Annotated in this window: 15 protein-coding genes; 10 read left to right on the plus strand and 5 right to left on the minus strand. The window is 69.3% G+C overall.

Translation table 11 applies throughout. The annotated features are described in order from the left end of the window. Positions 1 to 204 precede the first annotated feature (204 nt). Both OG622_RS27715 and OG622_RS27720 read right to left on the minus strand, forming a co-directional pair. Positions 205 to 396, minus strand: coding sequence for a hypothetical protein (locus OG622_RS27715; protein ID WP_107417619.1), 192 nt, complete (start codon positions 394 to 396; stop codon positions 205 to 207). Beyond that, positions 390 to 689 (minus strand): hypothetical protein, encoded by a 300-nt coding sequence (locus OG622_RS27720; protein WP_371579331.1) that lies wholly within the window; start codon positions 687 to 689, stop codon positions 390 to 392. Before OG622_RS27720 ends, OG622_RS27715 begins: the two co-directional genes overlap by 7 nt. Positions 690 to 887: 198 nt before the next feature. Between OG622_RS27720 and OG622_RS27725 the strand changes: the two genes are divergently transcribed. The 3 genes from OG622_RS27725 to OG622_RS27735 all read left to right on the plus strand — a co-directional run bounded on the left by OG622_RS27725 (position 888) and on the right by OG622_RS27735 (position 3,836). Next, complete coding sequence (locus OG622_RS27725; protein WP_371579332.1) at positions 888 to 1,157, plus strand: GntR family transcriptional regulator; 270 nt, start codon at positions 888 to 890, stop codon at positions 1,155 to 1,157. A gap of 228 nt (positions 1,158 to 1,385) precedes the next feature. Next, positions 1,386 to 2,900, plus strand: coding sequence for a metallophosphoesterase (locus OG622_RS27730; RefSeq protein ID WP_371579333.1), 1,515 nt, complete (start codon positions 1,386 to 1,388; stop codon positions 2,898 to 2,900). Positions 2,901 to 3,179: 279 nt separating this feature from the next. Continuing rightward, the gene (locus tag OG622_RS27735; RefSeq protein ID WP_371579334.1) at positions 3,180 to 3,836 is read left to right on the plus strand and encodes a response regulator transcription factor; all 657 of its coding nucleotides are present in this window, start codon (positions 3,180 to 3,182) and stop codon (positions 3,834 to 3,836) included. 140 nt (positions 3,837 to 3,976) lie between these two features. Here OG622_RS27735 and OG622_RS27740 read toward each other — a convergent pair whose 3' ends face one another. Beyond that, the gene (locus OG622_RS27740; protein WP_371579335.1) at positions 3,977 to 4,768 is read right to left on the minus strand and encodes a hypothetical protein; all 792 of its coding nucleotides are present in this window, start codon (positions 4,766 to 4,768) and stop codon (positions 3,977 to 3,979) included. A 140-nt stretch (positions 4,769 to 4,908) separates the two neighbouring features. Then, positions 4,909 to 5,646 (minus strand): hypothetical protein, encoded by a 738-nt coding sequence (locus OG622_RS27745; protein WP_371579336.1) that lies wholly within the window; start codon positions 5,644 to 5,646, stop codon positions 4,909 to 4,911. Between the two features lie 197 nt (positions 5,647 to 5,843). Between OG622_RS27745 and OG622_RS27750 the strand changes: the two genes are divergently transcribed. The 7 genes from OG622_RS27750 (at position 5,844) to OG622_RS27780 (ending at position 13,172) form a co-directional block, all read left to right on the plus strand. Then, on the plus strand, positions 5,844 to 6,599 hold the full coding sequence (locus tag OG622_RS27750) for an SDR family NAD(P)-dependent oxidoreductase (protein WP_371579337.1): 756 nt from the start codon (positions 5,844 to 5,846) through the stop codon (positions 6,597 to 6,599). A gap of 128 nt (positions 6,600 to 6,727) precedes the next feature. Next, positions 6,728 to 7,855 carry an LLM class flavin-dependent oxidoreductase gene (locus tag OG622_RS27755; protein ID WP_371579338.1) on the plus strand — a complete coding sequence of 376 codons (1,128 nt, stop codon included), beginning with the start codon at positions 6,728 to 6,730 and terminating at the stop codon, positions 7,853 to 7,855. A gap of 119 nt (positions 7,856 to 7,974) precedes the next feature. Further along, a complete protein-coding gene (locus OG622_RS27760; RefSeq protein ID WP_371579339.1) occupies positions 7,975 to 9,705 on the plus strand; it encodes an amidohydrolase family protein in 1,731 nt (576 codons plus the stop codon). After that, entirely contained in the window at positions 9,702 to 11,171 is a 1,470-nt protein-coding gene (locus tag OG622_RS27765; RefSeq protein WP_371579340.1) for an aldehyde dehydrogenase family protein, read from the plus strand. The genes OG622_RS27760 and OG622_RS27765 overlap by 4 nt, the downstream gene beginning before the upstream one ends. 40 nt (positions 11,172 to 11,211) lie before the next feature. Continuing rightward, positions 11,212 to 12,057 (plus strand): tetratricopeptide repeat protein, encoded by an 846-nt coding sequence (locus OG622_RS27770; RefSeq protein WP_371579341.1) that lies wholly within the window; start codon positions 11,212 to 11,214, stop codon positions 12,055 to 12,057. Beyond that, positions 12,057 to 12,623, plus strand: a complete 567-nt coding sequence (locus OG622_RS27775) for a hypothetical protein (RefSeq protein WP_371579342.1) — start codon at positions 12,057 to 12,059, stop codon at positions 12,621 to 12,623. Before OG622_RS27770 ends, OG622_RS27775 begins: the two co-directional genes overlap by 1 nt. A gap of 15 nt (positions 12,624 to 12,638) precedes the next feature. After that, a complete protein-coding gene (locus OG622_RS27780) occupies positions 12,639 to 13,172 on the plus strand; it encodes an AAA family ATPase (RefSeq protein ID WP_371579343.1) in 534 nt (177 codons plus the stop codon). 22 nt (positions 13,173 to 13,194) lie between these two features. Here the strand turns inward: OG622_RS27780 and OG622_RS27785 are convergent, their stop codons facing one another. After that, positions 13,195 to 13,755 carry a hypothetical protein gene (locus OG622_RS27785; RefSeq protein ID WP_371579344.1) on the minus strand — a complete coding sequence of 187 codons (561 nt, stop codon included), beginning with the start codon at positions 13,753 to 13,755 and terminating at the stop codon, positions 13,195 to 13,197. Between the last annotated feature and the right edge of the window lie 122 nt (positions 13,756 to 13,877).

Genomic DNA, 13,877 nt, shown 5'->3' on the forward strand with positions numbered 1-13,877 from the left:
GCTACCGGAGTTCTGTTTCCCGCCTGGTCCGGCAGCGAGGACATCGGCAAGGCGGCCACTCGTGCGACTGTGGCAGGCGCTCGGTGTCGTGCGCACTGGTGACCGTGCGCTGCTGTGGCTGGCCGTCGGTCTCGCCGTCAGGGCTGATCCGGTAGGTGCGGATGGTCAGTCGGGAGGCCCCGTTGCCGGGGTACCGCCCAGCTTTCACCGGGTCCCGTCCGTGCCGGGCGCGTGGCAGGAGCACGGGCAGGCGGACATCAGCAGCAGGCCCATGGTTCCCGGCAGCGGTACGTCGGCCGTCTGACGACATCGCCGGTGCAGGTCCTCGTAGCCGGGCCGCCCCGCGAGCGCGCACTCGGCCGACAGCGCCGCGTCCGTCTCCGACGGCCTCAACACGCCACCACCTGCTCGGCGCCGATGGTGTGCCGGTCGAGGTCGATGCCGAAGTCGGCGGCGAGAACCAGGGCGAGCCGCCGCCGGGACTGCCGCGCCTGCTCCCGCTCTACTGCGACGAGGTAGGGGCGGACGAGCGGGGAGGCGGCGCCGTCGAAGGGGCCCTGGTCAAGGCCGTACGGGGAACGCGGGGCGGGGAGCGGCCCGGTGGTCCTTGAGGATGCCTCGGACTCGTGCCCGGGGCCGGGCTCGAAGAGGCACGTACCGGCTCGCCTCCTGCCGGTGCCTGGCGCCAAGACGCTCAGAACGCACCGCAAGAGGGCATGGATAATGCTCACTGTCGCCAGCTCCTTTTCAGCTGATGGCCGTGCCCCGGGAGGTCCCACAACCTCGCCGGGGTCTTACATTCCCAGAGGGTAGACGGACTGTACTACCCCCGTCTACCCTCTGTGGTAGCTATGGCAGGTACACGCTCGCCGCCTACTGTCCTGGGCATGAGCATTGACCGGGAAGGGCCAGTCCCGCCGTACCGTCAGATCGCCGACAGCCTGCGCGCCCGCATCGAGGACGGCAGCATCCAGACCGGCCGCCGTATCCCGAGTCTCGTCGAGCTGGAAGCCGAGTTCGGCGTGGCCCGCGACACTTTGCGCAAGGCCGTGAAGGTGCTCAAGGACGAGGGACTGGTGGAGACGGTGACGGGCATGGGCGTGTACGTGGTGGACAAGCTGAGGCAGGGCTCGTTCGTCGCTGATCAGGAGAAGTGACGGCAGCCGACCGTGGTGCGACGCGGGTCGGGACAGTCGGCACTGTGGGGGCGGCCGTCGGGCAACGGGGCACGGTCGCCCCGTGCGCAGCCGGACCCCGTGCGGCCGTGTAGGCCGTTTGCCGGTGTCGTCGTGCGCGATCCCGAAGCGGATCCAACGATTCCAGGTGTGCCCGTCAGGCGATGACGTACGCCTGTGTCCGGGGCACGTGGACGGAGGTATGTGAGCATGAGACATCGAATAGTCGCCCTCGCGGTGGCGGGTGTGCTGGCCGCGACGATCCCGGCCGGCGCGGCTTCCCCGGAGCCCGTGCCCGGGTACGGGTACGGGTACGAGGACGGGTACGGGTACGGGGACTCACCGCCGCCGGGGCCGACCGCTCCACCACCCGGTTCGGCGTCGCCGGACGGCGAGGCCTGGGCCTGGACGCAGCTGACCAGCGGCGGCACCCAGATCCGATACGTGTCCACGGACTCCAGCCAAACGTGCCCCAGCGTGCGCTACACGTACGGGGGAAGCCAGCACACGGACCCGCTCAGCCGGAGGAGCGAGCCCGGGGGGCTCCAGTTCCCGACCACCGTCTGCGAGGCCGAGGTGCGCCTCACGGCCTCCGACGCGACGCTGGTGCCCGCGACGGTACGAGCGGCCAGGCTGCACCCGTCGACGGGTCAGCTGCCTCTGCCGAACTGGACCTCGACCACCCGTCCCGCCAGGATCGGCGTCATCGGCGACACCGGCTGCGAACTCCCCGCGGACATGAACGAGCCGGCGCAGGACTGTGCGAACCGCTGGCCGTTCCGGCAGATCGCGGACAGTGTCGTCGACCGGACGAGGCCGAATCTCGTCGTCCACGTCGGTGACTATCTCTACCGGGAGGACCCCGGCAGGGGGAACGACAATCCGGCGGGCTGCACGGGCACCGCCGACGCGGCCAGCTGGGCCTGCGTGGTCGCCGACTTCTTCAGGCCCGCCGAACGGCTGCTGGCCACGGCTCCCGTCGTGCTGGCGCGGGGCAACCACGAGGACTGCAACATGAACCAGCAGGGCGGCGCGGGCGGCGCGTGGTTCCGCTATCTCGCCGACGAACTGCGCTCCAACGGTACCTGCAGCCTGTTCAGCCAGCCTGCGATGATCCACGCCGGCACGCTGACCCTCGCCTCCGTGGACTCCTCGCTCGCCGACCGGCGGGACGACGGAAGCACAGCGAACCAGGGCACCTACACCACGCAGTTCAACGCCGTGAACCAGGCCGCGGCGCAGGCTCCCGGTGACGTCTTCGTGGTCACGCACAAGCCGCTGTGGATGGTGAAGGCGGCCGGACAGACGCCGGGGGCGGTCACCTGGGCGACGCGGGTTCTCGACGGGGCCGTCGCCAACACCCAGCTGCGTCACCTGCAGAGCAAGGTACGCATGGTGCTCTCGGGACACTTCCACCTCGCCCAGAAGCTCGACTTCGACAGCACCCGCCCACCCCAGCTGACCCTGGGCAACTCCGGTGGCCCCCTGGACAACGGCCCGATCGACGGCAATGTCGAGCTGCAGTCCATCGGCACGCCGCCGCAGCAGGTGAACCAGTCGGTGACCAAGCTGCGGACCCCCGGAGGTCTGGCGATCTACGGTTACGGGGACCTCCGCTGGGACGGCACGACCTGGATTCTCACCTTCCGTGACAGGACCGGCGACCCCCTGGGCAACAGCTGCCGACTGAGCACGAGCACCGACCACCGGAACTTCGTCTGCTAGGAGCCGTCCGGGCAGCGGGGCGGGGGAAACCGTGTCTGCGGCTTCTCCGTCCTGCCGTCGGAGTGGGCGAGTCGGGGGAACCTGTCTGACAGCTTCGCGGTTCGTCCTTGAAACTTCGAACAACTTACGCCCGAGTCACGTATGTAGGGGAGTCATGGCTTCGGCGGAAGGACACGTGAGGTGCGATCCCCCCGACACGTCAGCACGTCCCAGCATGTAGGCACCCCCGTTTCAGCTGTTCCCGCACGTCCCTCCCGTGTCCCGGCACACCCGCCCCGCTTGTCGGAAGCGTCGTCCCAGGGCCTGTCCGTCGCGCTCGCCTGTGTCGAGAGGGAGTGGCCGCACGACGACTGGCCGGCCCCCGACGACCGGTACGTGAGCAGCGCGCTGCACGTCCCGCCGCCCTACCGTGAACTCCGCGAGACCGAGGCGGACGTCGTGGTCCTGCGCTGCGAGGACCCGTCGGTGTCCTTCGCGACGCTGTTGAAGGCCAGGGGTTCCATGAGCGCCCCGGTGATCGTCGTCAGCCCCCGCCGGGACCCCGAGGCGGTCGTGGAGGTGTTCCGGGGCGGGGCCGGCTATCTCGTCGAGGGCGACTACTGCACCTGCATGCTCTCCTCCGCGGTCGTGGCCGCCACGGTCGGCCACACCTATTTCTCGCCCGTCGCCTGCGCCGCCATCCGGGACGCTGCCCGGCATCTGCCGGACCACGGGGAGGCGATGGAGCGGCTGCGCTCACTGCTCTCGCCCCGCGAACGCCAGATCATGGAGCTCCTCTCCACCGGCCTCGGCGCCCAGGAGATCGGGCTGCGCCTCCGGCTGAGCGAGAAGACCGTCCGCAACAACCTCAGCAACGTCTACGCCAAGCTGGATGTCCGCGGGAGTACGGAGGCGGTGCTGAGGTGGCTGGGAGCGACCCCCAGAGTTCGCGTATGAGAACGCCGGATTGAGCGTATTCAGGAACGCACGGAGCTCGTGGAGGCCGACCCGTGGAGGCCGAATAGAGCCCGTTTGAAAAACCCCACGAAAAAATCCCCCGCGCATAGCACGGGGGATTATCCGGGTTTCTCCGGCCGCTATTGAATGGTGACGTCGGAGAGCGGAACCTCGATGTCGGTCACGTTCGCGCCACCCTCCTCGAATCCGGGTTCGGCGCGGGCGCTGTTCCCACTGTTGAGAATTCCGTTGGCCTGGGGCGTACCGCACTGGACGTTGCGCAGCCAGAGCCGGCCGTCCGGCGTTCCGCTGGGCAGGAGCTGCGGATAGAAGACGTGGACGGTCGCGGCCCCCTCACTGGGGGAGAAGAACACCGTCTGGCCGTCCTGGGCGTCCTTGTAGGTGGCCTTGAGGAAGCCGCTGACGTCGGTGCGCTTGTGGGACCACATGAAGAAGGCGATGTGGTCCGCCTTCACCGTGTCACTCCTGGAGAAGGAGAACGACGACGTGGTGTCGTCGCGCTTGATGTTGAATTCCTGCGTGGCGAACTTGATGCCGATCTCGAAGATGGAGCTCCCCAGCTTCGTACTGCCGTCCGTGTTGAAGCCGTCCTCCAGCTGAATGACGCGGGTCACGGACGCCGAGCCGCTGAAGGTCTTGGTAGCGGGGCTGGTGACCCCGCAGTTGTCCGTGACCGTGGTCACCCGCTCGTTGGGGCCCAGGCTGTTGGCCTTGCTCTGGACGTCCACGAACTCGCAGTTTTCCAGCTTGTTCGAGTCCGTACGGCAGTCGGTGGCCACCTCGTCGGGGGTGGCGGCACCCGCGCTGTACATCAGCGGGACGGCCAGTCCGAGGGCGACGACCGGCGCCAGCGCGAGGGTGATGCGCTTCTTCTTGCTGCGGTGGTTGCCGCTGCGCCCGGTGCGTGTCATGTGTATCTCCTGCAAGGGGGATCGGGGGAGAAGAGCTGGTGGGATGGGTTGTGCTGTGGGGGTGGGGGTGGGGGATTCCGTGGGGGGAAAAGTCTGTGTGGTGGTCGGGGGTCCTGGGACCGTCGGCTCTAGGCCTCCGGTCAGCAGTCCTCCAGCACGACCTTGCTGGTGCCGTCCGCGAGTCCGGGCGTGCCCGCGGCGCTCTCCAGGATGACGGGACCCTCGACGACCTCCGGCGCCACGAAGTTCTTCTCGGGGGAGGGGTTCACGGCGAAGCTTCCGGGATCGGCGTCGAGGTGCACCCGCCATTCGCCGGTCATGCGCTGGATCTTCGGCGTGAACGTCACGTGCATGATCTTGCCGACGGGGACTTCCCGCTGTTCCGACTCGCTGGCGGTGGCCGTCTTGATGGTCATGTCCAGCGTGCCCTTGTGCTTCACCCAGCCGCCGCTCAGGGCTCCGAAGAGACCACCGAGGGCGCCCTGCTGGGTCGCGGTGTACTTGCCCTGGCCCTGGCCAATCGCCTTCGAGAACTCGGTGGTCACCTTCGACGGTTCGGTGGCGTTCGGCTCGCAGTTCGGGAAGTCGACGGTGACCTTCTCCGTGGGGCCGTCGAAGGTCTCGAACTTCGTCTCGACGAAATCACAGGTGTCCGACTCGAAACCGTCCCCGAGCCCGCCCCCGAAGTCCCTCGTCGTCTGCTGTTTGCCGTTGAGCTTGGAAGTCCTTTCGCACATCCTCATGATCTGGTCCGGCGTCTTTTCGTCGGCCGCGCTGGCCGACGGCAACACTACGGCTGCGATAGCCGTGCCGGTCACAAGTGAGGCACCGATCGCCAGGTACCGGACCTTCTTGTTCTTGAAGCGCCTCTTCGCCATGATCGGCTCTCTCCTTGGGGGTGGCTTTACCTTCCGATGGCAAATTATTGGGGCCCCGTACGTGTTATGGACAGGGTCAAATGTCCCTACCCACCGGTCACTTGAGATCGCGATCGCAAGCATGTGCCTCACATCTGACGTTACGTCAGCTACGGAGGTACGCTGACCTCGGTCAACGCACCGCGAAGGGAGTCCACATGGGCAAGCTCGACGGACGTGTAGTCCTCGTCACAGGTGCCGCGCGCGGCCAGGGCGAGCAGGAGGCCCGGCTGTTCCGGGCCGAGGGGGCGGAGGTCGTCGTCGCCGACGTCCTCGACGACCAGGGGGAGGCCCTCGCCAAGGAGCTGGGCGCGCACTACGTCCACCTGGACGTGAGCCGCGAGGACGACTGGGCGGCAGCCGTGGCCGCCGCCAAGGGCGCGTACGGCCGCGTCGACGGGCTCGTCAACAACGCCGGCGTGCTGCGCTTCAACTCCCTCGTCGACACCTCCCTCGACGAGTTCATGCAGGTCGTGCGGGTCAACCAGGTCGGCGTCTTCCTCGGCATCAAGACCCTGGCCCCCGAGATCGAGGCGGCCGGCGGCGGCACGATCGTCAACACCGCCTCGTACACGGGGCTGACGGGCATGGCGTACGTCGGCGCGTACGCCGCGACCAAGCACGCGATCGTCGGCCTCACCCGCGTCGCCGCGCTGGAGCTGGCCCGCAAGGGCATCCGGGTCAACGCGGTCTGCCCCGGCTCCATCGACACCGCGATGACCGACCCGGGTGACGAGGTGTCCGCCGAGGCCGTCGCCAAGCTCTACCGCAAGCGGGTCCCGCTCGGCCGGATCGGCCGCCCCGACGAGGTCGCCCGCCTCGCCCTCTTCCTCTCCTGTGAGGACTCCTCCTACATCACCGGGCAGCCGTTCGTGATCGACGGGGGCTGGCTGGCCGGGGTCAGTCTCATCTGACAGCCGACTCCATCTGACGGCACGTCAGCTATTGACGCTCCACGGGGCCGGTGGAACAGTCGGCCGTATCGAGATCTGACGTTCAGTCAGATACGGCTGCCGGGTATCGCTGGGGATGGTGAACCTCCTTGGAATTCGGGCTCTTTGTACAGGGGTACGTGGGCAAGCGGGCCAAGACGGACCCGCTCGCGGAGCACAAGGCGCTGATGGAGGAGACCGAGTACGTCATCCAGGCGGACAAGTCCGGCTTCAAGTACGCGTGGGCGTCCGAGCACCACTTCCTGGAGGAGTACTCGCACCTCTCCGCCAACGACGTCTTCCTCGGCTACCTCGCGCACGCGACCGAGCGGATCCATCTGGGCTCCGGGATCTTCAACCCGCTCGCCCAGGTCAACCACCCGGTGAAGGTCGCCGAGAAGGTCACCATGCTCGACCATCTCACCGAGGGTCGCTTCGAGTTCGGCAGCGGACGCGGGGCCGGCTCGCACGAGATCCTCGGCTTCATCCCCGGTGTGACCGACATGAACTACACCAAGGAGATCTGGGAAGAGACCATCGCCGAGTTCCCCAAGATGTGGCTCCAGGACGAGTACGTCGGCTTCCAGGGCAAGCACTGGTCCCTGCCGCCCCGCAAGATCCTGCCCAAGCCGTACGGGAAGTCCCACCCCGCGATGTGGTACGCCGCCGGGTCGCCGCCGTCGTACTCCATGGCCGCGCGCAAGGGGCTCGGGGTGCTGGGCTTCAGTGTGCAGAAGGTCTCCGACATGGAGTGGGTGCTGGAGAAGTACAAGACGGCGATCGTCGACGCCGAGCCGATCGGTGACTTCGTCAACGACAACGTGATGGTGACGACGACCGCGATCTGCGCGCCCACGCACGACGAGGCGGTCCGTATCGCGGTGAACGGCGGGCTGCACTATCTGCCGTCCCTCGTCTTCCGGTACCACGACACCTTCCCCCGGCCCGACGGCTTCCCCGTCTGGCCGGAGACGCTGCCCGAGTACAACGAGGAACTCATCGAACTGCTCATCGAGGAAGAGCTGCTGATCTGCGGGGATCCGGACGAAGTGACCCGGCAGTGCAAGCGGTGGGAACAGGCAGGGGCGGACCAGCTGAGCTTCGGGTTGCCGGTGGGGGTGCCGAAGGAGGCGACCCTGCAGACGATCCGGCTGGTCGGGGAGCACGTCATTCCGAAGATCGACACGGATCCCGTGCACCGGACTTCGCGGTTCCGCTCCGCGGGGAGCGCCGTCTGAGTCTGCGGGTCGGTGGGGGCTGGTCGCGCCCACGCGGCGGAGCCGCACATTGACACAGCCCCGCGCCCCTAAAAGCACGGCGGCACCGCATCGTCACCAGGCGTCCGGAAGGGAGAGACATGCTCGACCATGTCATCAAGGGTGTGACCGTCGTCGATGGGACAGGCGCGCCCGCGTACACAGCCGATGTCGGCATACGCGACGGCCGTATCGCCGTCATCGGGACGGTCACCGAAGAGGCCCGTACGTCCGAGGACGCGGCCGGGCTCATGCTCGCGCCCGGGTTCGTCGATCCGCACACCCACTACGACGCCCAGCTGTTCTGGGACCCGTACGCGACGCCCTCCCTCAACCACGGTGTGACGACCGTCGCGGGCGGGAACTGCGGTTTCACGCTCGCACCCCTCAACCCTTCGCGTCCCGAGGACGCGGACTACACACGGCGGATGATGTCCAAGGTCGAGGGGATGTCGCTGGTCGCGTTGGAGGAGGGGGCGCCCTGGACCTGGCACGGGTTCGGGGAGTACCTGGACGCCCTCGAAGGCCGGATCGCCGTCAACGCCGGCTTCATGGTGGGGCACTGCGCGCTGCGCCGGTACGTGATGGGACCGGACGCGGTCGGCGGGCAGCCGAGCGACGAGCAACTGGACGCGATGCTGCGGCTGTTCCACGAGGCGATGGAGGCGGGCGCCTGGGGGCTGTCGACCACGCAGTCGTCGACACACAGCGACGGCGACGGGCAGCCCGTCGCGTCACGGCACGCCGGGCCCGCCGAACTGATCGCGCTGGCGCGGGCCGTCGGCGAGCACGAGGGCACCCAGATCGAGGCGATCGTCGCGGGGTGCCTGGACCAGTTCAGCGACGACGAGATCGATCTCTTCGTGGAGATGAGCGCGGTCGCCGGGCGGCCCCTCAACTGGAACGTGCTGACGATCGACGCGGCCGTCCCCGAGCGCGTGCCGAGGCAGCTGGAGGCGAGCGAACGGGCGCGGAAGGCGGGCGGCCGGGTGGTGGCCCTGACGATGCCGATCCTCACGCCGATGAACATGTCGCTGGGTACGTTCTGCGCGCTGAACCTGATCCCGGGGTGGGGGCCCGTCCTGAGCCTGCCGGTGCCCGAGCGGATCGCGCGGCTGCGCGACCCGCAGGTGCGGGCCGAGATGCTGCGGCGCGCGGACAGCAAGGAGGCGGGCGTCTTCCGGCGGCTCGCCCACTTCGGCCGGTACGTCATCGGGGACACGTACAGCGAGGCGAACGAGGGCCTCACCGGGCGGGTCGTCAAGGACATCGCGGCGGAACGGGGGCAGGAACCCTTCGAGTGCCTGGTGGAGATCTGCGCCGCCGACGACCTCCGTACGGTCCTGTGGCCCATGCCCACCGACAACGACCCCGACTCCTGGACCCTGCGCGCCGAGACCTGGCGGCACGAGGACGTGCTGCTCGGCGGCTCGGACGCGGGCGCCCATCTGGACCGCATGTGCGGCGCCCCGTACACCACCAGGTTCATCGGGGACTGTCTGCGCGGCCGGAAGCTGGTCGGGCTCGAACAGGCGGTGAAGATGCTGACGGACGACCCGGCGCGCCTCTTCGGCCTGCGGGAACGGGGGCAGGTGCGGGAGGGGTGGCATGCGGACCTCGTCCTCTTCGACCCGGAGCGCGTCGACGCCGACAAGGCCACCCTGGTGCACGACCTGCCGGGTGACAGCCCGCGCCTCGACTCCAGGGCGCTCGGCGTACGGGCGGTCTGGGTCAACGGCGTCGAGGCGATCCGCGACGACGTGGTGACCGGGGCCGTACCCGGGAAGGTGCTGCGCAGCGGGCGGGACACGCGGACGGTGAGTACGAAGTGAGCCCTGCGCCTCAAGTACCGGACGGGCAGCCGCTGTTCATCGGCGGCTCCTGGGTGGAGCCCGACGGCGGGCACTACGAGGTGGTCGACCCGGCGACGGAGGACGTCGTCGGACGGGCGCCGGAGGCCTCACGTCAACAGGTGCACGCGGCCGCCGCCGCCGCCCGCGAGGCCTTCGGCCCGTGGTCACGGGTGCCGGCCGCCGAGCGGGCCGCGATCCTCGCCCGTACGGCGGACCACATACGACGTCACCTCGCCCCGTACGCCGAACTCGCCCAGGCCGAGAGCGGTGCGACGACCGGTACAGCGCGGGGCATGCAGGTAGGGGTGGGCGCGGCCCGTTTCCAGCGGTACTCCCGCGTCGAGCCGGTGGAGGAGCCGATCGCCCCCCAGATCAACGAGGCCGGCCCCTTCGGCAGGGCGGCCGTGATGGGCGCCCTCGCCGTACGCCAGCCCGTCGGCGTGGTCACCTGTGTCACCTCGTACAACAACCCCTGGGCCAACCCGGCCGGCAAGATCGCCCCCGCGCTCGCCATGGGGAACACGGTGGTCGTGAAGCCGGCCCCGCAGGACCCGCTCTCCGTCTACCGCATGGCGGAGGCCCTGGAGGCCGCCGGTGTCCCGCCGGGTGTGGTGAACGTGGTGAGCGGGTCGGGTGCGGACGTCGGTGCGGCGGCCGTGGACTCACCGGACGTCGACATGGTGAGCTTCACCGGCTCGACGGCGGTCGGACAGCGGATCGCGGAGGTGTGCGGGCGCGGGATGAAGCGCCAGCTGATGGAGCTGGGCGGGAAGGGCGCGGCGGTCGTCTTCGACGACGCGGACGTGGGGTCGGCGGTGGCCGGCATCGCCACCACCTTCACCTTCTACAGCGGACAGATCTGCACGGCACCGACGCGGGTGATCGCGCAACGGGGCGTGTACGACCGGATGGTGACGCAACTGGCCGCGTACGCCGGGCGGTTGCCGGTGGGTGACCCGCGCGAGCCGGGCACGGTGGTCGGGCCGGTGATCTCGGCGGCGCACCGGGACCGCGTCGAGGCGTACGTCGAACTGGGCCGCAAGGAGGGAGCGCGGGTGGTCGCGGGAGGCGAACGGCCCCCGTACGAGCGGGGGTTCTACGTGGCACCCACGGTTCTCGCGGACTGCGCCCCTGACATGCGCGTCGTCCGTGAGGAGATCTTCGGCCCGGTCGTCGTCGTCCTCCCCTTCGACGACGAGGACGAGGCGGTCGCCCTCGCCAACGACAGCGACTACGGCCTCATCGACTACGTCTGGTCCGGGGACGTGGCCCGAGCGTTCCGCGTGGCCCGGCGTCTGCGTGCGGGCGGCGTGGGCGTGAACACCGTCGGCCGCAACATGGAAGCCCCGTTCGGCGGTTTCAAGAAGAGCGGAGTGGGGCGCGACGTGGGGTCGTACGCGCTGCACGCGTACAGCGAGACGCAGGCGATCGTCTGGCCCGGGTGAGGTCTTCCCCTCTGATCCTTTTGGGCGCAATGATGTTCGAATGCAGCATGAGCGGCGTGACGGGCGTGAGCGGCGTGGTCAGCGTGTGTCGAAGGCGTGGCGGTGGCCCCTGGGCGGCCTGGCGGCGGCCGTCGTGGGCGCCCTGTTCGTGCCGATCGGTGGGCCGCTGTGGGTGCATCTGATGGTGACGCTGGGCGCGGTCGTCACCCTCGTGAGCATGGCGAAACGGGAGATCCCGTTCCCGGTGGCCGTGGCGCAGTGGCGGCTCGGGGGCGACGATCCCGACGTCCTGCGCGCCCGTGTCCTGTCGGCGGTGGCGTGCCTGCAGCAGGGGCAGCCCGGCCTCGCGGTGTTCCGCCTGAAGTCCGTCCTGCCGGACCTGACCCGCGCAATGGGAGCGGACCACCCCGACACGCTGTCCGCGCGCGTCCTGAGCGTCCAACTGCGGGGCGAGACAGGTGACTTGCCGGATCGTGTGGGCGCTGTCGAGCAGGTGATCGTCGACATCACCCGCGTCCTCGGTCCCGGTCACCCCGACACGCTCGCCGCCGCCTACTGCCGCGCGGAGTGGCTCGGCCAGGACGGCCGTACCGACGAGTCGGAGGCGGCCTTCGCCGATGTCATCGCCGCGACCACGGAGCATCTGGGCGCCGACCACAACATGACGTTGATCGCCCGCAGTTCACTGACAATTCTGCGCCACGACCGGGCCGGCCGGACCGGCGACGAGGACGCCACCGCTGTTGCCACCGCCGAGGCTGTCGAGGACATGGCCGCCGTCGTCGACGCGATGGAACGTGCCTTCGGCGCCGACGATCCGACCACGGCTTCCACCCGCCGCCTCCTCACCCAGTGGCAGAACGCGCTCCCCCGAGAGACGGGTTGATGGACCGACCTCTCCTCTACCTCGACGTGGACGGGCCGTTGAACCCGTACGCCGCGAAGCCGGAACGGCGGCCCGCCGGTTACACGACCCACCGGATGAAACCGCAGGGCTGGCTCGCCCAGCATCCCGGACGCCCCGCGGCGTACGTCAAGCCGCTACGGGTCTGGCTCAACCCGGACCACGGCCGTCAACTGCTGGAACTGGACACTCTGTTCGACCTGGTGTGGGCGACGACCTGGGTCGGCGAGGCGAACACGTACATCGCGCCGGTCCTCGGGCTGCCGGAACTGCCGGTGGTGGAGTGGCCTCGGAGCCCAGTCACTGGCCTGTCCGGAGTGGCCCCGGAACCCGGCGTGTTCTGGAAGACACCGCGTCTCGTCGAACACGCGGCGGGGCGTCCGTTCGCATGGGTCGACGACGAGATCGGCACCGCCGACCAGCAGTTCGTGGCCACCCACCACCCGAACTCCGCCCTGCTGCACCGCGTCGACCCCCGGCTCGGCCTGCGCGAACCGGACTTCGCCACCCTCGCCGCCTTCGCCAGGACCACCGGCCGGGCGGGATAGAGATACGGTCGGCCGATGATCGTGTGGGTGAACGGGGCCTTCGGGAGCGGAAAGACGACGTTGGTCGAGGAGTTGCGGGGGCGGTGGCCCGAGGCGCTGGTGTTCGACCCCGAGGTGATCGGCTACGTACTGAGGGAGATCGTGGAGGTGCCGACCGGCGACTTCCAGGATCTGCGGCTGTGGCGGCGGCAGGTCGCCGAGTCCCTGGTGGGCCTGGTGGAGGAGTACCGGCGGCCGGTGCTGGCGCCGATGACCCTGGTGAACGCCGCGTACGCGGGTGAGGTGTTCGGCGCGATCAAGGCGGCCGGTATCCCGCTCCACCATTTCTTTCTCAAGGTCCCGGAGGGGGTGTTGGCCGCCCGGATCGACGGCCGCAGCTTCACGCCGGACGATCCCGAGCAGGACGAACGGGTCCGGCGGTGGTGCAGGGGCCGGATCGCGGAGTGCATGTCCGCGGTCGACACCCTGCCCTCCGACACGGTGTTCCTGGACGGTGAGTCGAGCCCTGGTGAGCTGGCCGGGTTTGTGCTGCGCCGTGTGACCCGGTGAGCGTCCCACCCGTCGGCCGCTCCTAGTCGCTGAGGTCCTCCCCCGCGGGATCGCCGCGGCCGACCGAAAGGGACCAGCGCACCTCCGGGTCGGCGGTGACGGAGACGACGCCCGCGCGGTCCGCGCCCTCTTGGGTGAACTGGTTGTACTGGCCGGACACTTCACCGTCGAGGCAGGTCATGGGGAAGGAGGTGTTCATGGGGCGCAGGACGACCTCGACCTTTCCCGGGCCCTCGCACTCCACCGCGATGGTTACCGTCTTGCCGTCGCCCTTCTTCGCTTTGCCGAACTCCAGTGACGCGCTGTCCCGGGTGCCGTCCTGGCGCAGGACGACTCGGTCGGCCATGGCCAGGTCCGGGGCACGGTCCACGGACGCATCGGATACGGCGCCCGCGTCCGCCTCGTTCGAGTCCGTCGCCGGGGTCGCCTTCCTCGGGCTCGGCTCGGCCGTCCGTACAGGCTGCTGCTTCTGTGACCCGGGGTCGCCGTTCGACGAGCAGGCGGTGGTGGAGAGGAGAGCGGCCGCCGACAGCAGCGTCAGGGCGGTGAGTGTGCGGCAGGACAGGCGTGATGAGCGTGACACTAACGACCCCCGTCAATCTGCCCGCTGGTGGCGGGCGAGGTGGTGATCGTGACACCGGGCCGAGAACGGCAACAGGCGAAGGGGCGGTTTCAGAGGATGATCTGAGGTTGGCGGCGCTTCCC

Origin of the sequence: Streptomyces sp. NBC_01314 (assembly GCF_041435215.1) — a bacterium.
Lineage (GTDB): Bacteria > Actinomycetota > Actinomycetes > Streptomycetales > Streptomycetaceae > Streptomyces.

Excerpts from the sequence above, each read along its gene's own strand:
- OG622_RS27725 (WP_371579332.1), top strand. The coding sequence starts at position 888 with ATGAGCATTGACCGGGAAGGGCCAGTCCCGCCGTACCGTCAGATCGCC.
- OG622_RS27730 (WP_371579333.1), top strand. The coding sequence starts at position 1,386 with ATGAGACATCGAATAGTCGCCCTCGCGGTGGCGGGTGTGCTGGCCGCG.
- OG622_RS27740 (WP_371579335.1), bottom strand. The coding sequence starts at position 4,768 with ATGACACGCACCGGGCGCAGCGGCAACCACCGCAGCAAGAAGAAGCGC.
- OG622_RS27745 (WP_371579336.1), bottom strand. The coding sequence starts at position 5,646 with ATGGCGAAGAGGCGCTTCAAGAACAAGAAGGTCCGGTACCTGGCGATC.
- OG622_RS27750 (WP_371579337.1), top strand. The coding sequence starts at position 5,844 with ATGGGCAAGCTCGACGGACGTGTAGTCCTCGTCACAGGTGCCGCGCGC.
- OG622_RS27760 (WP_371579339.1), top strand. The coding sequence starts at position 7,975 with ATGCTCGACCATGTCATCAAGGGTGTGACCGTCGTCGATGGGACAGGC.
- OG622_RS27770 (WP_371579341.1), top strand. The coding sequence starts at position 11,212 with ATGCAGCATGAGCGGCGTGACGGGCGTGAGCGGCGTGGTCAGCGTGTG.
- OG622_RS27775 (WP_371579342.1), top strand. The coding sequence starts at position 12,057 with ATGGACCGACCTCTCCTCTACCTCGACGTGGACGGGCCGTTGAACCCG.
- OG622_RS27780 (WP_371579343.1), top strand. The coding sequence starts at position 12,639 with ATGATCGTGTGGGTGAACGGGGCCTTCGGGAGCGGAAAGACGACGTTG.